Source organism: Nostoc sp., assembly GCF_036916575.1.
Classification (GTDB): Bacteria; Cyanobacteriota; Cyanobacteriia; order Cyanobacteriales; family Nostocaceae; genus Nostoc.
Window position 1 is genome coordinate 1 of record NZ_JBALGC010000106.1, and the last position, 19,706, is coordinate 19,706.

The 19,706-nt window shown below is 41.1% G+C and carries 22 protein-coding genes; 11 read left to right on the plus strand and 11 right to left on the minus strand.

The features are described from left to right. From V7L29_RS22745 to V7L29_RS22755, 3 genes are all read left to right on the plus strand, one after another. A partial coding sequence (locus tag V7L29_RS22745; RefSeq protein ID WP_334736885.1) for a hypothetical protein occupies window positions 1-190 on the plus strand: 190 nt, incomplete at its 5' end. A 470-nt stretch (window positions 191-660) separates the two neighbouring features. Then, window positions 661-1,215: a hemerythrin HHE cation-binding protein gene (locus V7L29_RS22750; RefSeq protein ID WP_334691084.1), complete on the plus strand. Its 555-nt coding sequence runs from the start codon at window positions 661-663 to the stop codon at window positions 1,213-1,215. Between the two features lie 245 nt (window positions 1,216-1,460). Then, window positions 1,461-1,670 carry a hypothetical protein gene (locus V7L29_RS22755; protein WP_334736886.1) on the plus strand — a complete coding sequence of 70 codons (210 nt, stop codon included), beginning with the start codon at window positions 1,461-1,463 and terminating at the stop codon, window positions 1,668-1,670. Here the strand turns inward: V7L29_RS22755 and V7L29_RS22760 are convergent. The 3 genes from V7L29_RS22760 to V7L29_RS22770 form a co-directional block, all read right to left on the minus strand. Continuing rightward, complete coding sequence (locus V7L29_RS22760) at window positions 1,627-1,968, minus strand: DUF433 domain-containing protein (protein ID WP_334736887.1); 342 nt, start codon at window positions 1,966-1,968, stop codon at window positions 1,627-1,629. The two genes, V7L29_RS22755 and V7L29_RS22760, sit on opposite strands and share 44 nt — an antisense overlap. Before the next feature lie 449 nt (window positions 1,969-2,417). Beyond that, window positions 2,418-4,346 (minus strand): DUF1565 domain-containing protein, encoded by a 1,929-nt coding sequence (locus V7L29_RS22765; RefSeq protein ID WP_334736888.1) that lies wholly within the window; start codon window positions 4,344-4,346, stop codon window positions 2,418-2,420. Between the two features lie 710 nt (window positions 4,347-5,056). Next, a complete protein-coding gene (locus V7L29_RS22770) occupies window positions 5,057-5,230 on the minus strand; it encodes a hypothetical protein (protein ID WP_334691086.1) in 174 nt (57 codons plus the stop codon). 115 nt (window positions 5,231-5,345) lie between these two features. On the opposite strand from V7L29_RS22770, the gene V7L29_RS22775 reads away from it, so the two are divergent. Together V7L29_RS22775 and thiS are read left to right on the plus strand one after the other, a co-directional pair. Continuing rightward, window positions 5,346-6,461 (plus strand): thiamine phosphate synthase, encoded by a 1,116-nt coding sequence (locus V7L29_RS22775; protein WP_334736889.1) that lies wholly within the window; start codon window positions 5,346-5,348, stop codon window positions 6,459-6,461. A 92-nt stretch (window positions 6,462-6,553) separates the two neighbouring features. After that, window positions 6,554-6,766, plus strand: a complete 213-nt coding sequence (gene thiS / locus V7L29_RS22780) for a sulfur carrier protein ThiS (protein ID WP_334736890.1) — start codon at window positions 6,554-6,556, stop codon at window positions 6,764-6,766. On the opposite strand, the gene blaOXA is transcribed toward thiS, so the two are convergent. Then, window positions 6,763-7,671, minus strand: a complete 909-nt coding sequence (blaOXA, locus tag V7L29_RS22785; RefSeq protein ID WP_442944241.1) for a class D beta-lactamase — start codon at window positions 7,669-7,671, stop codon at window positions 6,763-6,765. The two genes, thiS and blaOXA, sit on opposite strands and share 4 nt — an antisense overlap. A gap of 300 nt (window positions 7,672-7,971) precedes the next feature. After that, complete coding sequence (locus tag V7L29_RS22790; RefSeq protein WP_334736892.1) at window positions 7,972-9,204, minus strand: glycosyltransferase family 4 protein; 1,233 nt, start codon at window positions 9,202-9,204, stop codon at window positions 7,972-7,974. Between the two features lie 324 nt (window positions 9,205-9,528). Here V7L29_RS22790 and V7L29_RS22795 point away from each other — a divergent pair, with 324 nt between their 5' ends. The 3 genes from V7L29_RS22795 to V7L29_RS22805 all read left to right on the plus strand — a co-directional run bounded on the left by V7L29_RS22795 (window position 9,529) and on the right by V7L29_RS22805 (window position 12,443). Then, window positions 9,529-9,948, plus strand: coding sequence for a hypothetical protein (locus tag V7L29_RS22795; RefSeq protein ID WP_334736893.1), 420 nt, complete (start codon window positions 9,529-9,531; stop codon window positions 9,946-9,948). A gap of 491 nt (window positions 9,949-10,439) precedes the next feature. Continuing rightward, the gene (locus V7L29_RS22800) at window positions 10,440-11,423 is read left to right on the plus strand and encodes a DUF1517 domain-containing protein (protein WP_334691092.1); all 984 of its coding nucleotides are present in this window, start codon (window positions 10,440-10,442) and stop codon (window positions 11,421-11,423) included. A gap of 639 nt (window positions 11,424-12,062) precedes the next feature. Continuing rightward, a complete protein-coding gene (locus V7L29_RS22805) occupies window positions 12,063-12,443 on the plus strand; it encodes a calcium-binding protein (RefSeq protein WP_334691093.1) in 381 nt (126 codons plus the stop codon). 319 nt (window positions 12,444-12,762) lie between these two features. Here the strand turns inward: V7L29_RS22805 and V7L29_RS22810 are convergent, their stop codons facing one another. Both V7L29_RS22810 and folB read right to left on the minus strand, forming a co-directional pair. Next, a complete protein-coding gene (locus V7L29_RS22810; RefSeq protein WP_334736894.1) occupies window positions 12,763-14,046 on the minus strand; it encodes a GGDEF domain-containing response regulator in 1,284 nt (427 codons plus the stop codon). A gap of 488 nt (window positions 14,047-14,534) precedes the next feature. Beyond that, a complete protein-coding gene (folB, locus tag V7L29_RS22815) occupies window positions 14,535-14,903 on the minus strand; it encodes a dihydroneopterin aldolase (RefSeq protein WP_334691095.1) in 369 nt (122 codons plus the stop codon). Between the two features lie 562 nt (window positions 14,904-15,465). Between folB and menD the strand changes: the two genes are divergently transcribed. Then, window positions 15,466-17,226 (plus strand): 2-succinyl-5-enolpyruvyl-6-hydroxy-3-cyclohexene-1-carboxylic-acid synthase, encoded by a 1,761-nt coding sequence (gene menD, locus V7L29_RS22820; protein ID WP_334736895.1) that lies wholly within the window; start codon window positions 15,466-15,468, stop codon window positions 17,224-17,226. Window positions 17,227-17,505: 279 nt separating this feature from the next. Next, window positions 17,506-18,516, plus strand: a complete 1,011-nt coding sequence (locus tag V7L29_RS22825; RefSeq protein WP_334736896.1) for a serine/threonine protein kinase — start codon at window positions 17,506-17,508, stop codon at window positions 18,514-18,516. A gap of 13 nt (window positions 18,517-18,529) precedes the next feature. Here the strand turns inward: V7L29_RS22825 and V7L29_RS22830 are convergent, their stop codons facing one another. Beyond that, window positions 18,530-18,649: a DUF4351 domain-containing protein gene (locus V7L29_RS22830; protein WP_334736897.1), complete on the minus strand. Its 120-nt coding sequence runs from the start codon at window positions 18,647-18,649 to the stop codon at window positions 18,530-18,532. An 18-nt stretch (window positions 18,650-18,667) separates the two neighbouring features. Here V7L29_RS22830 and V7L29_RS22835 point away from each other — a divergent pair, with 18 nt between their 5' ends. Next, window positions 18,668-18,799 (plus strand): hypothetical protein, encoded by a 132-nt coding sequence (locus V7L29_RS22835; RefSeq protein ID WP_334736898.1) that lies wholly within the window; start codon window positions 18,668-18,670, stop codon window positions 18,797-18,799. Window positions 18,800-18,904: 105 nt separating this feature from the next. Here V7L29_RS22835 and V7L29_RS22840 read toward each other — a convergent pair whose 3' ends face one another. From V7L29_RS22840 to V7L29_RS22850, 3 genes are read right to left on the minus strand one after another with little or no spacing between them, the layout of a single operon-like run. Further along, on the minus strand, window positions 18,905-19,153 hold the full coding sequence (locus V7L29_RS22840) for a CopG family antitoxin (protein ID WP_334691100.1): 249 nt from the start codon (window positions 19,151-19,153) through the stop codon (window positions 18,905-18,907). Then, a complete protein-coding gene (locus tag V7L29_RS22845) occupies window positions 19,134-19,436 on the minus strand; it encodes a BrnT family toxin (RefSeq protein ID WP_334736899.1) in 303 nt (100 codons plus the stop codon). Before V7L29_RS22845 ends, V7L29_RS22840 begins: the two co-directional genes overlap by 20 nt. Continuing rightward, window positions 19,411-19,659 carry a DUF4351 domain-containing protein gene (locus tag V7L29_RS22850; RefSeq protein ID WP_334736900.1) on the minus strand — a complete coding sequence of 83 codons (249 nt, stop codon included), beginning with the start codon at window positions 19,657-19,659 and terminating at the stop codon, window positions 19,411-19,413. Before V7L29_RS22850 ends, V7L29_RS22845 begins: the two co-directional genes overlap by 26 nt. Window positions 19,660-19,706: the final 47 nt, after the last annotated feature.

The window sequence follows — 19,706 nt, forward strand, 5'->3', positions numbered from 1 at the left end:
AAGTCGTGTTGAAGTACTTCAAAGTCATGTTGAGGTACTTGAAAGTCGTGTTGAAGTACTTCAAAGTCATGTTGAGGTACTTGAAAGTCGTGTTGGAGTACTTCAAAGTCATGTCGAGGTACTTGAAAGTCGTGTTGGAGTACTTCAAAGTCGTGTTGGAGTACTTCAAAGTCATGTTGAGGTACTTTGAAATCGTGTCGGAGTATTAGAGGATGGTTTTCTTCGGCTCAACCGGACTTACGGCGAAAGCGATCGCGCTGAAAAGTATCATAAATATAATTCAACTATAGGAGTTCTATTTGATTGCGTGAAAAAAACTCAGTAGACCTTAATCTTCTAGAATCTTTTTGCAAGAGTGCTTGCTTATTGCGCTTGCACTGCGCTTCTCTGCGAGACGCTTCGCGAACGCGCACCACATAAGTAAGTTCAGTAATCAAACCGGATTGACTATTCATTCACTACTCATTCATGAAAAGCTGTAATTTTCATCTGGTAAGGATTCCGCTTTGATTGATGCCATTCAACGTTGATAGCCTGCTATGACGAACTTGATATAAATCTTTCTGAAGAGGGACGGACTTACTTAAACCTCACGAGAATATGGAAAAGTGAGGAGAGCTTGTCATAACCGATAAAACCTGTAGTCTGGAGTTAATAATAATGACCGATGTGACAAATATAGCGACTAAGCTTGCTGATCTAAAGCTTTTTCAGAATGTTCTGTTGGAAACTGAGCAAAAGTTAATAGCACAGACGGACGACAATACGATTTGCGAGCGGCTCGAAGGAATGATTAAGAGCGATCGCGAAAATCTCGGCATCATCGAAGCAACTATTTCTAAATACGGCAACGCCGCAGAACCTCGCGACATTACTCAACAACATGCCCAGAAGGTAAGCCAAATGATGAGCGGTTCCGAGCTAACTCTGTATGACAAGTACTTACAGCTTGAGTTGCTAAAGCATCAACAGACAATGACCGGGCTGGTTCTACACAAGGTTGCCCAGTCCTTGAATGATGACCTACAAAATTTGATGGAACCGCTCAACCGAGTTAATTTTGAAAATCGCGCTCACCAAGAGATTCTTAAAGGTGTTCTTTACTTCGTCGGAACACGAGAGATAGCCGGTAAAGAACCTGACATGGGTCTGTGGGCTAGCATTGAACAGGGAATTGCAGCCCTTAAGGGTGCTGTAAGCAGCGCGGTAAGCTAGCAATGAGTAGCAGAGGGCGCGTCATTCATGGGAGCGTAATAGATTCATATGATTTATGCTACATTGAAGCATACTTTTCAAGAGTGAATCATCTCTAACTCAAAACAATTATCCCAATTAAGGGGATCTCAAATTTGCCGACTGAAACCTTTATAATTACGTTTCATAGTAAGCATCATTGTAACAGTGTAGTTACAATGATGCTCACTGATTAAGATGGAACTTAAATCGCAACCAATAACCAAATGTTGGTAAAACGAGAAAAATCTGGCAGCCCTGACGGTAACGCTACTCCTTGTTCCATCGAGTTTCGTCATTTGTCTGCTCTGGATATCTTAGCCAATCGCCAATTACCGAAAGTTGGTAAAACGGAAAAACTCAGCCTGCTGTATCCAGACGCAAGTCGCCAAATCAGCGCAGATATAAGGGTGGGTGATCGCGCAAGCGCTGCCTAAGATTAACTAAATTATGCTGCTGGACAAATTGATTTCGCTGTTGATGAGTTTTTTTGCGACGCTGCTCTAGATAATTATCAATTTCTTGGCGATGGGTGAGATAATATGCGATCGCTGCGTATATCTCCCCTAAACAGAGAACGGGATACTGAACAGCAATTTCTTCAGGTGTAGAGCCGTTATGGTATGTTGCTAGCAAGCTATCGAGAGTAACGCGGCTCTGACCAATGCGAATACCTCCAGCTTCATCCCAATGAAACGGTGGAGCGGTAACCTGAAATTCGATTTTAACGCTCATGGGGGTAATTCTTGGATTTGTGGTATTTCTGTCTTCAGTTTACTTTACCCGTTAAAAATCTGACGATTGCTTACATTTACGTCAGCTAAGTTTAATAAGCTCCTCGGCGATTTTGATCGCCTGCAAAAGATCGCTTTTTTCAATTAATCATCAATCAAGGCTTTCACTGCCTTTTTACGTAAGTCCTACAAAATTCAAAATTGAGGAAAAAGACTGGAGGAGATGTAGCTTTAGCTTGCCGCAGAATGGGAGATAAGGCAGCAGGGGAGCAAGAAAGATGTTTTAGTAAGTCTTTTCCCTTTGCCCCAATGCCCCATGACGCTGCTTGCTCCACTTGGGGAGACCCCTACAGCCCTTCTCTACGAGACGCTGTTCGCGTTCGGGCATCGTATGGCAGGCGCTAGCCTCTCCCTTTAGGAGAAGACCGCAGTCGCTCCCCAATTTCCTACTCAATTCAACGGCTCCATAATGGCCCTTAAACCGTTGCTAGAGAGTGTTTTGAGCATTTTTTTAGCATTATATTCACTGCTAAATACTCCTGCTTGCATAACTTTCTGACCTTGCCAAACTGTGGGAAACGCATCAGGAGCAATAAATCGCACTAAATCTTGATCTCTATCAGTGAAGAGTGGAACTACCACGCGATAACGTACACCGAACTGTGTGGCATTCCCGCCATAGGGCATACTTGCAGAACTTGCAGGTACTGGTACTTTTCGCATCTTGCGAGTATTGCCAATCGGGATATTGCTATCAGGAACTGGCAAAAGTGCTTCAGCAGATGGGGCAGCAGTTTCTAGTATTGGTAATGGCTGCTGTGTTTGCTGCCTCATGCTTGGAACTGGTGCTTGTGCTACTGAATTGGATGGGTACTGAGGAGCAGTAAACTCAATCGTATTGGGATCGATCCGTACATAATTCAACTGTGGCGTATTAGGTAGCTCTGCTGGACTGGAAGTTGCAACTCTGGAAGTGTTAGTTGGTATTTGTCTAGCCGACAAGCTGCTAGGAGTAGGAAATCCGGCAACTTTAGAGGTTGCTTGCTGTTGATTGGATATGGGCACGGAAAGTGGCATATTAGCTGGCAACAATGGCAGCAGTTGACTGTTTAATTGTCCAGGAACAGGATTATTTGCTGAAATGCTGTTGCTGGTTTGCCCATTGGTAGTTTCAGAGATTTCGGGAGCCGAGAAGGTGATTTCACCGTTTGCTGGTATTTCTCGTAACACATTGTTGGGCACAGGGGCGGGTTGAGAATTTTGGGTTGCTAACGCTGTTGTACCATTAATATCTACCTTGCCAGTGATGCGATCGCTCACAAGATTGTTACCAGCAGCAGAAATCACCTGTTTGGCAGCGCTGGCGTTAATGTCGTAGCGGGCATTATTTTGAAATTGATTACCCCCTGGTTCTGATGCACTACCCAAATCTGGCATTGCTTGAGCGATCGCAACTAAACCATCTTCTTTATTATCTTGAATAGAATTATTCCGCAAAATCGGGCGGGCATTTGCTTGCACCACAATTCCCGTTCTATTGTTCTGAATTTGATTGCTTATGACTATAGGAGTGGCATTCTGGGCAATATTGATCCCAAAACCCGTTTGGTGAAAGACATTTTCCTTCACTTGGGGACTGGAGTTACCGGCAATTGTGATCCCATTGGCTCCATTGCGGTCAAAGTAATTCTTGCTAATGGTAGGTGCAGCATTACCACTGACGGAAATCCCATCCTGGGTACTACCAGTAAATGTATTTTCTACGATTACCGGATTGCTAGATTCAATCCATAAACCGTAACCACGGCGGTTTGAGTTCGTTACCGTGACCCCAGTCAGCAAGGCTTGGTTTGCTCCCACAATTGTGACGTTTTGACCAGCAAAGCTCCGGCTCAGGTAATCACCACCTCCCTGAATGATAATATCCTTACCTTGATTGCTAGGGTTGCCTTGAATTGAAACACCCGGTTTCAGCATTAAGGGGAAAATCTCTCCTGTGTCGGCGCTATAAGTGCCCGTGGAGAGCATAATTATAGTATTGGCTTTAGCTAATCGCAACGCTTGGGTAATCGTTTTCACAGGAGCGGATTCGCTGCCATTGCCTGTGCTATTATCTCCAACATTTGGGTTGACAAACACCACGTCAACGTGAGAAATTGTTTTCTCACCCAGAGGTGCTGAATCTGGTGTTAATGGAATTTGAGCGATCGCGCTACCCAAGCTTGTACCCAGGAATGCCATACTTACCGCTCCCATGCTTACGGTAAAAGATAATACTGAAAAACTAAAAAATAAAAGCCTTGCTGATTTCAGAAACTTCAGCTTTGCAAACAAAACATCTATTCTACGGTACTCAGCAAACACACCAGGGAGAATCATATTTAACACAACTCCTTAGAAGTAACAATAAATTCTTATACTCTTAGAGAGTATTATGTCGATAATATTACTCACATATTGACCGATTGGCGATATTTAATACATAGTAATAAATGAAGGATTGGGGACTAGTACCGCAAGGCGGAAGTTAAAAGTCAAAAGTCACTCATTCAAAAGAATTATATTCTGGGCTTTTGCACCATTTTGTAGACGCAAAGCAGCTTCCCGGAGGGTATGGTTGGTTTATTTACGCGCCCGCTGTACTAGTACACAGTGGCGTCAGTTTGCCTACCTTTAACGAGGGGCATAATCCCTTTGTCTACCCCAAGTCTGTTAATTGAGATGGTAGGTGGATTTACGCGCCCGCTGTACTAGGAATAAGTAGGGGTAGCCCTGTCAAGGTGAGATGATCTTGTTCCATACCAAGCATAGGAACGAAATCAAACTTTTTAACTTGTTGTTTATTGGTTAATTTTGCCCAAACTTATGAAATGATTTCCTTAACTAAATTATCTGTTAGTTATTGTTATATAAAATATTTAATTAAATTCCGATAAACTAAAAAATTTGTGTTGTAAATTGCTTTTTGGATTTACTTTGTTTAGATTTTCCAGTCTATAAACTATTTCCCTAATTCCCTAACTTTGAGAGTAGTTTTACTGGAACCAGTTGAGTAATTGTAGCTAATTGCTTGATCTTAAAATACTTAGCTAGGCTAGGGTCAAGTAATCTTGCATCTGGGCAATCAAGATCAGCTGATATTGCTGTCCTATTCCTTCTGCCCACTGCCGATTTTCTGATGTATCCGCTCTTCCCAATCCTTTGTAAACTTGTCGTTTACCCGAAAATACTTGACTAACCTTAGTGCTAAACTGTAGCCTCAAACTACCCTGATCACTGCCTATAAGAACATGAGATAATTGACTGTAACCCTGGCTACTAGGTTTTTTTGCGTAGATTAAGTAAAAATTGAGTAAAAAAAAGCAAATTAATTAACTTATGGTTACTAGGACATATGATAATTCACACTTCGATGAAAGCACTAACGGGGTTGTTGTAATGGTCGAGCCATACAGCCAAAAAGAGCAAATACAGCAAGTTGTTTACCGGATTTTAGATGCTAATTTAGATCGCGCTCGTGAGGGCTTGCGAATTATTGAGGAATGGTGTCGCTTTGGATTGAATAATGCCCAGTTAGCTCTTGAATGCAAGCGCCTGCGACAAGAGGTAGCCAAGTTGCATACCTCGGAATTACGGGCGGCGCGAGATACACCAGGCGATCCTGGGACTGAGTTAACTCATCCTCAAGAAGAACAACGAGCTAGTATCAAATCAGTGTTGCAAGCTAACTTTTGCCGCATAGAAGAAGCATTGCGGGTGCTGGAAGAATACGGCAAGCTTTATCACCCAACTATGGCTAAAGCTTGTAAGCAAATGCGCTATCAGGTTTATACCCTAGAAAGTAGTTTAATGGGTCATCAGCGCCATCAATTATTGTGGCGATCGCGTCTGTATTTTGTTACTTCCCCTAGTGAAACTTTGTTGAACAACGTCGAAGCTGCACTTAAAGGTGGATTAACGCTCCTACAGTACCGCGACAAAACTGCCGATGATTCTTTGCGTTTGGAACAAGCTAGAAAACTCCGGCAGTTATGCCATATCTATGGTGCTTTGTTTATTGTTAATGATCGCGTGGATCTGGCTTTGGCAGTCGATGCAGATGGGGTGCATCTGGGACAACAAGATATGCCTATTGCTGTTGCTCGGCAATTACTCGGTTCGCAGCGTCTGATAGGTCTTTCTACCACAAATAAAGAAGAAATGCAAGGAGCAATTGCTGAAGGTGTAGATTATATTGGCGTGGGACCAGTTTATGAAACTCCCACGAAAGTAGGTAAGGCAGCAACAGGTTTAGAATATGTCAGCTATGCTGCCAAAAATTGCTCAATTCCCTGGTTTGCAATTGGGGGAATAGATGCCAATAATATCAATGATGTGATCGATGCGGGAGCCGAACGTGTAGCGGTGGTGCGATCGCTCATGCAAGCCGAACAGCCTACTCTAGTAACGCAATATTTGCTCTCCCAGCTCAATCGCATTAAACCAGAACTTTAAAAGAGTCATTAGTCATTTGTCATTTGTCATTTGTCCAAAGTAAATAACCAATACCTAATACCCCATTCCCTAGTCCCCAATCCCCACATATTATGTCTAATGAGATTAAGGTTCAGGTAAATGGAGAAACCCATAACTGTTCGTTTCAAACTTCTTTACCCGACTTACTTCAACAGTTGGGTTTTAACCCCCGCTTGGTGGCTGTAGAGTATAATGGCGAAATTTTACACCGCCAGTTTTGGCCGCAAACAAAAGTGCAGCCAGGCGATCGCTTAGAAGTGGTAACTATTGTCGGTGGTGGTTAGTTAATTTGAGCCAGCAAACCTAAATCCTTGAGGCTGCGTCGTGTAATCTCAATGCGGGCAGGTGCATCCTCTGGTTTATGCATATCAAGGGTTGTGGCGAAAAAGTAGACGTTTTTGTTTTGCTCTAAATAACCCACGAACCAACCAACCTCTGGTTTGGTACTCGTTAACCATCCTGTCTTTCCTCGCAGTGTGTAGTCTGGAGTTTGTTCACGTACCATAATGTCTTTGACAAGATTTATTGTCCGTTGCGAGAAAGGCAAATCGCCTTGATACAACCGTTGCAAAAACTCAATTTGCTGTTTGGGTGTAATTTGTAAGGGCTGCTGTAACCAAAAACGATCAATGTCTGCAGCAGTGCCAATCTGACGGTTCCCGTAGCCTACTTTGTTAATAAATTGCTGCATCCGTTCATATCCAGCCTTACGTGCCAGTACTTGATAAAACCAAACAGTTGAATCCTTAAAGGCTTGACGCAAATTCGTATCATGATTCCAGGTATCTATCTCTCGGTGAATCCCATCCCAAGTGAGAACCGCCACATCATCAGGGACTACACCTGTTTGTAGCGCTACCAGCGCGTTAAAAATTTTGAATGTTGAAGCTGGAGCAATGGCAGTTGCATTACGTTGAGAATTGTGTTCATAGATGCGGTTGTTTTTTGAGTCGTAAATCAAAATAGAGCCTTCACACCCGAATTCTTGAAAGTGTCGCCCAAAATTTGGCGCTTTAACAGCGAGCATTGCTGGACGTTCAGATGAGGTTGAAGCAGGTTGAGCTAGAACATACATTGCCCCAAAAGTAATCACACTCAATATAGCAAGACATCCAATGATTGTAAAGATAATTGTTTGCGTTCCGCGCTTTGCGTAACGCCGAAGAGATTGCCACATGCCAAACAAGATATTTTTCATTGCATATTTAATCAAATCACAAGCGAGATCCTACACTGCAATCTTGCTCGTTTCCGCAGCTATTTGTTAGAGGTCTATTTATAAATAGGACTTATAGCAAGTTGCCATTGTTAGTATTTTTTGAATCTCATGATTTAGGATTGCTATATTATTAATATCCTGTGGCGTCAGTTTGCCTACCTTTAACAAGGGGATTTTGCCCCTTGTTGTCAGGTTAATTGAGATGGTAGCTGGATTTATGCCGTGCTTTACTGGTATTACCTTTTGGTTATTGCTCGATGTGCATTCATCTCACAAAATCGCGTTTCTCCCCTCTGATTTATACAGCGATCGATGAAGGGTTTTACGCTTGGCTAATTCTTTACCTTTGCGGCCGAGTTGCTCACGTAGTTGCTGGTCTTTGCACAACCGATTGAAAGCTTGAAAAACTTCATAACCAGAATTGGGATTAACCAATATCCCATTTTCCTCATGCTGAACTATGTCTAGAACACCGCCTAAGCGAGGGGCAATTATAGGCTTACTGAAGTAATTTGCTTCTAAATAAACTATACCAAAACCTTCCATACTATTAGGTTTAGTATCCAATATAGTCAGCATAGCAAATATGTCACAGGCTGCATAATAACCTGCTAATTCCCGCTCTGGCACATATTCGGCAAAGTGTACGCGCTTATCTACCCGCAAACGATGCGCCAAAGATTTCAGTTCCGACTCACTTGGGCCTTGACCGCAGAGTATATAGTAGACATCCACCCCAAAGGTTAGCAATAGTGGGATGTTATCAATCACTTGGTCGAAACCTTTATGTTTTACTAGCCTTCCTACCGAGAGAATAACTATTGCTGTTTCGGGAATGTTATACCTCTGGCGCACACGAACACGTAAATCATCAAGGCTACTTGGACTCGCTACATTATTACCAAATTTTTCTGGTCTAACTACCGGGTTAATCACGTGGGTAGGAGTATCTAATCGCAAAGCAGTTCTGAGATAGTCTCTTGTATAAGAACTGTTACAAACAATGCCTTCAGCTCGTTTGAGTGTTAATTTAAATAGCGATCGCAGCACGGGATTGTGTAAAGTACAAAGAAGATCATTGCCGTGCAGATAGATAAAAAAACGAATAGGTAAGAAATAGCTCAATAACAACAGTGAAGGAAAGTCATAGCCGTGACCCCACTCTATATAACGGTAGTGATAGCGAAAATAGAGTTTGATTGCTAAGAAAAATGAGCAGACGATATTGACCAAAGGCTTCAGGATATTTCCCACATATCCAGTACGCCAGTATTTAGGATAAGACCAGCGATACACGGGAAACTGTTGACCTTCATCAAATACTTTATCTCCTGAGCAACTAGCCGCTAGCACAATAACTCGTTCTGGATCTTGGAGACAGCGATTGTAGATATATTCCCCAATTACAGCTTCTTTCGGCAGGAAGATCCGGGATATGACTAGGATATCTGGGTATGCAGCTTTGTCTCTGATTTCGGCTGTTAGTTGAGAAATATGTTCCATAATAAAGTTGATGATTATATTTCAAATAATTTTTAATTTATTTACAATTAGGATTACTTTCAAAGCCACAATTATTATTTTATTTCTTTTAAAACGAATGTGGTAGACCAATTTGCAGCCGATTTTACAAGATTAGGCAGAAAGATTGTTTTTTATTGTGTTGATTTTATTTTTGCTGCAAATTTCTCGCTACTTGAGAATTTATGTGCCTGATGAACAATAAATAAAAGCTAGCACTTATAGCCAAATTGTCCAGTAAAAAACTGTTGCGAAAATTACGAAATTTAGCTACGTTCAATAGAATATTCTGAATACTGTGGACTATTGTGCCAAAATGCCAAAAAGTGGCACAAGTATTGGATAGCTATCTGGTGTCTGGCTGGGTTGACTGATGGGCATCAAGGACACTTATTAGCCTGCTGTGTATACGTAAATCCAAAGCCGCCAGATGTAGTAAATACTATTGATAATTTAAAAATATCCTCCTGCCTTGTGACAAAACAAGTAGGTTTAGGAGTGCTAAGTACAGCCCATCATAAAATAGGTACGGAAATCTTAACTGTAGGTTGGGGAGCCACTTGCATGGGCGGGTTTCCCGACTTGAGCAAAGTGGCGTTTGAACGCAGTGAAACCCAACCTTGTATCTTAAGAGAAGTAGTAGACCGTCCTAACCTTGGTGATCATAGACCGCTTTTTAGCACGGGTCACTACAACAAATCAAATTCCGACCCCTTTTTGCGGTGACGTGTACTAAGTCCTGAGTAAGAAGTAGTACTTATGAATCTTCCCACTCTCAGCCGAGGCACTAGCTACTCGGAACTGATTTGATGCTTAAGCCTAGTCATTTTACTTTTTTACTTAACAGTGTTTCAGTGAAGTATTAAAAAAATTAGTCAAAATAATCATTAAAAATTAAAATCATCTGTATAATTCAAGACTGTAGTCTGAAAGTGCTAGTCCAACATATAGCAACAATTGCTCGTAGGCGTAGCCCGTCGTAGACATCGCAAATTTCTGTGATCATCAACCTGTCTTCAGGTACGGTTCCCCAATCGAGAAATCCCCCCTGCGATCGCTGCCTACCCAAGATAAGACGCGGTAAATTGAATATGTAGCGTCTAAAAGTGAATGCTACAAAGCTTGCTTGTTACGGGCTGGCCTTAGCGCCATATCGCAACACTCCTAAGAGCATTGGGAGAAATCATAAGTAATTCCGTTTTTCAAGCGATTGTATTATGCGTAAAAAACTACAACAAACCATCAAACCGCTGTTAAAAACCTTCTTAGCCCTAAGCCTAGTGTTAGCTTTGGCTCTTGGTCACGCCGATGGAGCATTAGCGGCCCGCAGTGGGGGTCGGATTGGTGGTGGCTCCTTTAGAGTACCTTCCAGCCGCACCTATACACCACGCACCTACGCACCTCCTGGTGGGGGCGGATACTATCCTGGTGGTGGTTTTGGTGGTGGTTTTGGCTTTCCCTTCCTACTTCCCTTCTGGGGTATTGGGGGAGGATTTGGTGGTCTATTTAGCATCTTAATTTTCTTTGCGCTTGCTAATTTCTTATTGCAAACTTTCCGCCGCGTCTCTAGCGGTGAAAGTGGAGAAGCAGATTACAGCAGTAACTCTCCTGTTTCCGTAACTCGTTTGCAAGTAGGTTTGTTAGCTCAAGCCCGTGAATTGCAAAATGAACTCAATCACATTGCTGAAACTGCTGATACTAACACCCCAGAGGGGAGAGCAGAAATTCTACAAGAAGCCAGTCTAGCTTTACTCCGCCATCCTGAATACTTTGTATATGCAGGTGGTGGGACTCAACAAGCCAGTTTAAATTCAGCTGAAGGTCAGTTTAATCGGCTGTCACTGGCAGAACGCAGCAAGTTTAGCGAAGAAACTCTTTCTAACGTCAACAACCAGTTAAGAGCAGCCCTTGCTAAAGATGCTTTACCCCCGGCTGGTGAACTCGACAACCCCACCCGTCTATTTACCGAAGGCGCTGGAGAATACATTATCATCACCTTGCTGGCGGCGACACTCGGTAAGTTTGAAATCCCCACAGCGATTAACAGCGCTGATGATTTGCGTCAAGCTTTGCGGCAAATTGGTAGTATTCCTAGCGAAAAGCTTTTGGCAATTGAAGTTCTTTGGACTCCGCAAGCTGAAAATGACACCCTGACATCTGATGATGTGTTGGCAAATTATCCTGATTTGAGACTTGTTTAATCTCTAAAAGATTTCGTGTTAAAGTCCTAAGAAAAAACTTTGCATTTTGGTGCAATAAATAAGTTCCCCCTAGAGGGCAATAACTATAAAACCGCTTGTCATTGACAAACGGTTTTTTGTAGAGATCATACCATTTTCAAAAATCTATGCAACACATGAATTGGCTGTAGTGGCGTACATCTGTATGCCACTAGTATATACAGCGTTTTTCAGGTAAATGAGGTACACAGGTAGGGGCAAAACATTGTTGTGCCCTTACAATAATCTGTACCTCACTAAGTTGCAATCTGGTATATTTATATCAGCTATTTAGTAAAATGCTATTAGATATACTTAACTGTATTTTAGAAAAATTATTCCTCGTAGGGGCGTACAGCTGTACATTGGTGTCAACTTAACGTGAAAGCCTGTCTAGATAAATCCTTCAGAGATTGCCTAGAAAAGAAGTCTCCGACTCTTAATGCCTAATGGGGGGCTGCTGCCTCAAGACTTGCGGCAGAGGCGCTATAAGGTACATTTCTAGCCTTTGGCTAGAAACGAGGTTTTAAAGGAGTTTTAGCTTAAGTTGACACGCATGACAGCTGTACGCCCATAGTTTGGTAGTATTATCAAAATGCATTATACGCAAAGCGTTATCTTATGCCTAGTGTTGAACTCGACGAAAACCGAGAGCATCGGATTAAAACAGAGATCATTGTAGATGCTGAAGACAAAGAAGACCGGGCTATGGGTTGGTACTATTACCTCGAAGAGACTCTGAATTTTCCCTTTATGGCTAAATGGACTAAGAAGGGACGCAAATCAGGTTCTACCGAGGAGAAACCAGTGGAAGTGCTGGGAATGGCCCCAGATGATGAGTGCTTAAAAGATATGCTTGTAGAAGTAGCTTACATTAATGGTAAGGATGATGATGTATATTCTGCAAAGTTATCTGAAATAACAGCAATTGATGTTGACAGCGAAACTCAAGAAGCGATCGCAGACTGGCTCTATTGGATTGCTAGAGGCTATAAGTTTTAAATTTTAGGGCTTCTTGGTTGTATAAAATACACCTTCGTAGCGGCTAGAGTAGCATATTTTATCCATATAGAGCTTCTGTGTTGAGTCCAATATTGACTTTTGACTTCCCCGTACCCGTCCGGGGAAGCAAGCTACGTGTAGCGTCTCCTAGAGTTGGGGCTGACGCCACATACAAGGCTCGTCGGGAAAAGTGGCTCCTCCTTTTAGGAGAGAGGTCAAAGTATATTGCACACAAACGAAAACCGCCATAAATCAAAATTTCAGATAGTTGTGAAGACAATCAGAGTAATTTGATTGAAGTGGCAACACAAAGGAATAATTAACTAAATATGGCATAAGTAGCTTTTCCCTGCCGTTTAGCTCGGTACATAGCAATATCAGCATCTCGCAGCACAGTTGCAGGCTCCTGATAATTACTAAAATTCCAAGTAATACCAATGCTGGCTGTAGTAGATAATTGATGTCCATTAAAGTGAAGTGGCAATCTTAAGGAGTCTTGAATACGTTTGGCAACATTGGTGGCTTCGGTAACGTCTTTAATATCCTCTAAAAGAACAGTAAACTCGTCACCACCAAATCGTGCTACAGTATCGCCACTGCGTAAGCACGACTCTAAACGTCTAGCGATCGCTACTAAAAAATCATCCCCTATTCCATGCCCAAAGCGATCGTTAATCTCTTTGAAGCCATCTAAATCCAAAAATAAAACTGCAAAATGATAATCGCTTCTGCGTTTGCTACGTTCAATTGCTTGTTTGAGCCGATCTAAAAATAAAACACGATTCGGTAATCCTGTCAGCCCATCATAAAACGCATTGCGGATCAGTTGCGCCTCTGTCTGCTTGCGTTTAGTGATGTCTTGAAAAACTAAAACTGCGCCAGTAATATTGCCATTTTGATCACGGATGGGTGCAACATTATCCCTAATAGCTATTTCTTTGCCATCTTTGGTAATCAGTGTACAGTTTTCTGGGAAATTGAAAATTTCACCTGCTTCGATTACATGTGTGGCTAAACTTTCAATTGTTTCTCCGACATCTTTGTCAACTAAGTTAACGACTTCTACTAAATCTTTACCGAACGCTTCACTTTGCTTCCAACCAGTGATTAGTTCTGCTATGGGATTCATCATTTGAATACAACCATTTACATATGTCACTATCACTGCACAGCCCATACTATTAATAATTGCCGCCAGCCTCTGTTTTTCTTCGTGTAATATCTTTTTGCTCTGATGTTTGTACAGAGCCATTTCAATCACAAAATGTAAATCACTTTCAATAAATGGTTTGACTATGTAACTAAAAGGCTCACTTAGCTGATTTTTATGTAATGTTTTATATTCCGAACGCTCTGTTAGATATACTACAGGCACATGCAAGTTATTCTGGATAATATCCGCTACATGCATACCGTCAATTTCCCCAGCTAGGCAGATATCAATTAATACTAAATTTGGCTGAGTTTCTGCTACCTTTTTTATTGCCTCTTCACCAGACTTAGCTATTTCTGAAACAGAATAACCTAGTTTTTGTAAACTTTTTCTAATATTTGAGGCTAGGATTTTTTCATCCTCAACAACTAGGATTTTGCGGGCGAACATGTTACAATAGGCTGTTTGCTAAGGTTCCGACTTTTATTGTCAGTGTCAACTCGATCTAAAAGTCATTATCTTATCATAAACAATCTCTAACTCTCTGTGTTCTTACTTTATAGAAATACTGACTAATGAACAAATAGCATGTTATTAACCTTCATATTTTCTCTGTTTGGCAAAGCTAATTCTGATTAGCAAATGCCGCTAATATCATGTTATTAACATTATCTAAAAATTCCCAACAATCAAAAACTGATTTTCACAAATACACAATATTTTTTCTGAAAAAACTATAAATACTAAGTATAGTATTTATGTAAAAATTAATCAATAACGCCTAATGATCATGTGATTTTTTTAGCTTTTTGAGAACGAGCGGTTGCTGGGGGCAATGGCAGGAAAGATTCTCTTTGTCAGATACTTCCACGCTCCATGTTAACCCCCTCTATTTGCTGGCCTATATAGATATTGAGAAGAAAAACACGTTTTGTTTTTTAGAGATTGGACTTACTTTTAGTCAGTTCAATGCTAATTTTGCCACCAAAGTCTGGAATAGGTGCGGCTAGTTTGCTCAGAGTGACTTGGACTTGTGTTACACGATCGCATTCTTGGAGAATAGAATCTGCGATCGTTGTTACCAATTTCTCTATCAAAGCAAATTTAGACGTTTTGACCAGATGTTGTATCAAGCTAATGACGCTGCGATAATCTAAAGTGTCTTTGATCGCGTCAGTCTTGGCCGCTGTGGAGATATCCAACCATAACTTTACATCCACCTCAAACCATTGTCCTAGCACCTGTTCTTCTGGCAGATACCCAGTGTAGCCATAGCAGCGGATTCCCGTTAAATGAATGCAGTCCATAAGAGTTTGAGAGCAAATTGTGCATTTTATAGAAAGTAGAGCAAGCTTGCTTGGAGAGTTCCATCACCGCATTTGTGAGAGTTGGCTTACAACTCAGCTTTTCACGGGAGCTGGAAAACCTCTCTCCAAACCTCTCGCCTAAAAGGAAAGAGGCTTTGAATTCTCTCCCAACCCTTGTAGGGTTGGGGGCTGGGGGGTTAGGTTTGGCATTGGCTTTTCTAGATCCCACATTCGGCACCCGAAGGTGTCACACAGCATAATCACTTATTTTTTTCTAGTTTGTCAGCTATAAATTATGCTAATAAAACTTTTGACCTCCGTCAAAACAAGGAAAGTAAGTATATAAACTAGCTCTACCCTCTTTTAAAAATCAATAAAAACCGATTGTGATAGTAGAGGGTGCGGAATGTAGGCTAGATAACCTGAATCGTCAGGCTTGCAACCCACCTTTAGGTCAAGCTGCTTTTGAAGTTCCGAGGTTCGGCTTCCCTGCTTCGGTCTTCTCTTTGCTCAACTTTCCCAGATGGATTTTAAATTGAATTTCCCTAGACAAAATCTAAAAATGTTTGATTTAATGCCGATCGCCTTTAGGAATGTTAATCAACTTTGGGCTTATATCTTAACAGAGACGCTAAAGCGGTTGGGATTGAGTTGTGCGATCATTTGTCCTGGATCACGCTCTACACCCTTAGCAGTCGCCTTTGCTCAACAAGTACCTGAGATTGAAGCGATTTCCATTCTCGATGAACGTTCCGCCGCCTTTTTTGCTTTGGGACAAGCTAAAGCAACCGGACGCCCTGTGGTACTAGTTTGCACCTCTGGTACAGCAGGAGCGAATTTTTATTCAGCAGTCATTGAAGCTTCATATAGTCGCGTACCATTGTTGGTATTAACTACCGATAGACCGCCAGAATTGCGAGATTGTCACTCTGGGCAAACTATAGATCAATTGAGATTATATGGAAACTACCCAAATTGGCAAACAGAATTAGCCTTACCCTCCGCTGATCTGGGAATGCTAGCTTATCTGCGACAAATGGTAATTCATAGCTGGGAAAGGGCGCAAACTCCTACAAAGGGGCCAATACATTTGAATATTCCTTTTCGTGATCCCTTAGCGCCTCTGCCTGATGGAACTGATTTGAGCTATTTACAATCACAGTTTCACCCGGAAGACTTTTTTGCAGGAATAGGAACTACTACCCCATGCTCTATGCCCCATGCCCCATGCCCCATACCCAAAGAATGGAAAGAATGCGATCGCGGCATCATTATCGCAGGTGTTGCCCAGCCACAGCAACCAGAGGAATATGCAAAAGCGATCGCGCAACTTTCCCAAACTCTCAAATGGCCCGTGCTGGCAGAGGGACTCTCCCCAGTGAGAAATTATGCCGAACTCAACCCTTATTTGATTTCCACCTATGACCTGATTTTGCGAAATCAGCAACTAGCAAAGCAGCTAGCGCCCGAAATGGTGATTCAGGTAGGTGAAATGCCTACAAGTAAAGAACTGCGTACCTGGATAGATGCAACCCAACCGCGACGCTGGATAATTGACAAGAGTGACCAAAACCTCGACCCTTTGCACGGGAGAACGACGCATTTACAGATATCTGTAAAAAACATAAAAGTAGAGGAGAGAAATTTATCTTTATCCTCAGACTATGTGCATAAATGGTGTGATGCGGAAGCTAAGGTCAGGTTAGCTGTTGACCAGACGATGGGGAAAATAGATGAAATCATTGAGAGTAAAGCAGCTTGGTTAATTTCTCAGATTTTACCGCCCGGAACGCCTCTATTTATTTCCAATAGTATGCCTGTGCGGGATGTGGAATATTTCTGGAAACCGAATAATTTAGGAGTGCGATCGCATTTTAACCGGGGTGCAAATGGCATTGATGGCACATTATCCACAGCTTTAGGAATTGCCCATCGCCAGCAAAGTAGTGTGATGTTAACGGGAGATTTAGCACTGTTGCATGACACCAATGGTTTTTTAATTCGCAATAAGTTTGTTGGGCATCTGACGATTGTGTTAATCAATAACAATGGCGGTGGAATTTTTGAAATGTTACCCATTGCCAACTTTGACCCACCATTTGAAGAATTTTTTGGCACTCCGCAGGATATTGATTTCGCTCAGTTGTGCGCTACTTATAATGTGCAGCATGAATTGATTACTTCTTGGCAGCAGTTACAGCAAAGATTAAACCCGCTACCAGCTATAGGAATTCGGGTTTTAGAGTTACGGACAAATCGCAAATATGATGCCCAGTGGCGACAGTATAATTTAAATAAGTTTGCGGCAGATATTGCGATTTAGTAATCTCGTTAGGTGTTGTTAAATAGTGGGATGAAATATATGGATTGCGTCAAATGCTTGTAGTATCAAAGTTAAAATTGCTTTACCACAAGCGTTTTAAGTGCTGTTCACCAGTATTGCAAAATCATAGCTTAAGTTAAAAATCAAGTAAGTTTTCTAACATCAACTTCAATAAGTTTTATTAAATGCAAGTATAATTTTAAATTTTTATAACATTGACTGTAATTTTTCTATTAAAATATGAGCAATTGATAAAATTGACCTTTTGAGGTTTTTGAAATGCCACCAAGAAAGTTCGGTGATAGATGGGAATTAATTGAGCAAATCGGTGAAGGTGGTCAGTCTCATGTGTTTTTAGTTAAAGATTTGAAGAGTCAATATACTGAAAAATGCGTTCTAAAAAGATTGAAAAATACTAAGCGGATAGAGAGATTCGAGCAGGAAATCAGGGCTGGAAGAGAGTTAAATCATTCAGGGATTGCTCCCATTCTGGACTACTCTCTAGATTCCGAACCTTATTTTTTTGTAACCAAACACTATCCAGGAACTACTTTAACTGACTTAGCACCACTAGAACCACTCAAAGCTCTGGCAATTTTTACAGCTATATGTGGCACAGTAGCTTATGCACATGAAAAGAGTATAGTGCATCGTGACTTGAAGCCAGATAATATAATTTTAGATCAAGATAATAATCCAGTAATTCTTGACTTCGGAATTTGCTACTTTATAGATGAGGGCAACCGCTTAACAGAAACTATGGAGCAAGTAGGCTCCCGATATTATATTGCACCTGAACTTGAAGGAGGGCGTAGCGAACAAGTAACCTGGGCTGTTGATTCATACGCATTAGGAAAAATATTATATTTCTTGCTTACCGGAAAAATATTTGCTAGGGAAAATTACAATGATTCTAATAGTCTGTCCCATGTATGTCAAAATCATCAACTTGACTACATAACACAAAGAATTCTAGATGAATCAGTTGTTGAACAACCTGAGAAGCGTCTAAGTGTTGCAAAGCTAAAAGAAGAATCAGAAACAGTTAGGCGCTTAATCTACGAACATTTCTATCCTGGTAAAGTTGGTTCACGCTGTCGTTTCTGTGGCGAAGGGTTTTATGAATTAATGCCGTATGCAGGCTTGAAAGCTTTTAGGATGATACAAGAAAGTCAATCTAGGAGTTACCCTTCACAAGACTTCTATATGAACTGTGAGCCTATCTCTTGTAATTTATGTGGAAGTATACAGTGGTTTAAAGTTAAAACACCGGTTCTGCCATATATTTGAGTAACATTAACCATTAAAACGCTTGCAACTGTTCCAGCGATAATGCCTGAATTTTGGCTAAAAGTTCCTCAGCAATTTCACCAAATAGTCGTTTTAACAGTCGGAGGACAAGAGATCGCACTCTTTCTTCCACCGCTTCTGATATACCCGCGTGTCTACAAATGCTGATTCACTTGGGAAAACTTTATTTGTAGCCATCATTATTTTACGGAGTGCGATCGCTCTTAACTTTCTAATCGACCTTGCAACCACCCTTCTAAGTCCGCGATCGCAGCTAGCATAGTGGGCATTGTGAAAAAAATGTAGAATAGGTTTACAAAGTATTCAAAGCAATGCCCACTCTACAAAATTTAATTCTAATTACTAAATTGTGCGATTTTTGAATTATTTATTCACCCAAAGACCTTTCTATTGCCCTTCGGATATACTTTTGGTAGGAAATACCTTCTTTTTTAGATACAGTTTTAACTGTTTCTAGCATTTCCTCTGATACTCTTAGATTTACAGTTTTGTCTTTAGGCTGAAATTCAAAAGTAACGGGCTTAAAATTGTCAGTATGAAGATAATCTGATAAATCTTCATCTAGTAAATTTTCTAATTCTTCATCAGTTTTGATTTTAGGAAATACTTTCTTCATATTTTTTCGCCTCTTTCTCTCTCATGTAACGAGTGCTGATAGGTCTAATTAACCTTTTTCCTTCCTTTTCCCGGAATGTAAATCCTACGAAAATATATTTACCTTTAATTGATACACCTGTTGCAATAAATCTATCCTCACTTTCAGAGTGCTTTATATCAGGTGAAATCCTAAGACTTTTATCAAGAAACAAAGCCTCTATTTCCTCTAATGAGACTCCGTGCTTCTGGCATTTTTCAATATTTCCATCATCCCAGTCAAAGCCTGATACAGCCTCTGTCATATATTATAGTAACGTTTGTATATACAAATGTCAATACTTGAGTCAGCGCTCGCAATCTCAATTCCAACAACGCCTCACCTAAAGCTTCCAACTGTTCCAGCGATAATACTTGAATTTTGGCTAAAAGTTCCTCAGCAATTTCACCGAATAGTCGTTTTAACAGTCGGAGGACGAGCGATCGCACGTTTCTTCCACCGCTTTTAATATACCCGCGTGTCTGCAAATGCTTCTTGACTTGGGGAAACTTTATTTGTAGCCATAATTATTTTA

Excerpts from the sequence above, each read along its gene's own strand:
- V7L29_RS22750 (WP_334691084.1), top strand. The coding sequence starts at position 661 with ATGACCGATGTGACAAATATAGCGACTAAGCTTGCTGATCTAAAGCTT.
- V7L29_RS22755 (WP_334736886.1), top strand. The coding sequence starts at position 1,461 with ATGTTGGTAAAACGAGAAAAATCTGGCAGCCCTGACGGTAACGCTACT.
- V7L29_RS22760 (WP_334736887.1), bottom strand. The coding sequence starts at position 1,968 with ATGAGCGTTAAAATCGAATTTCAGGTTACCGCTCCACCGTTTCATTGG.
- V7L29_RS22765 (WP_334736888.1), bottom strand. The coding sequence starts at position 4,346 with ATGATTCTCCCTGGTGTGTTTGCTGAGTACCGTAGAATAGATGTTTTG.
- V7L29_RS22775 (WP_334736889.1), top strand. The coding sequence starts at position 5,346 with ATGGTTACTAGGACATATGATAATTCACACTTCGATGAAAGCACTAAC.
- thiS (WP_334736890.1), top strand. The coding sequence starts at position 6,554 with ATGTCTAATGAGATTAAGGTTCAGGTAAATGGAGAAACCCATAACTGT.
- V7L29_RS22790 (WP_334736892.1), bottom strand. The coding sequence starts at position 9,204 with ATGGAACATATTTCTCAACTAACAGCCGAAATCAGAGACAAAGCTGCA.
- V7L29_RS22800 (WP_334691092.1), top strand. The coding sequence starts at position 10,440 with ATGCGTAAAAAACTACAACAAACCATCAAACCGCTGTTAAAAACCTTC.
- V7L29_RS22805 (WP_334691093.1), top strand. The coding sequence starts at position 12,063 with ATGCCTAGTGTTGAACTCGACGAAAACCGAGAGCATCGGATTAAAACA.
- V7L29_RS22810 (WP_334736894.1), bottom strand. The coding sequence starts at position 14,046 with ATGTTCGCCCGCAAAATCCTAGTTGTTGAGGATGAAAAAATCCTAGCC.
- folB (WP_334691095.1), bottom strand. The coding sequence starts at position 14,903 with ATGGACTGCATTCATTTAACGGGAATCCGCTGCTATGGCTACACTGGG.
- menD (WP_334736895.1), top strand. The coding sequence starts at position 15,466 with ATGTTTGATTTAATGCCGATCGCCTTTAGGAATGTTAATCAACTTTGG.
- V7L29_RS22825 (WP_334736896.1), top strand. The coding sequence starts at position 17,506 with ATGCCACCAAGAAAGTTCGGTGATAGATGGGAATTAATTGAGCAAATC.
- V7L29_RS22840 (WP_334691100.1), bottom strand. The coding sequence starts at position 19,153 with ATGAAGAAAGTATTTCCTAAAATCAAAACTGATGAAGAATTAGAAAAT.
- V7L29_RS22845 (WP_334736899.1), bottom strand. The coding sequence starts at position 19,436 with ATGACAGAGGCTGTATCAGGCTTTGACTGGGATGATGGAAATATTGAA.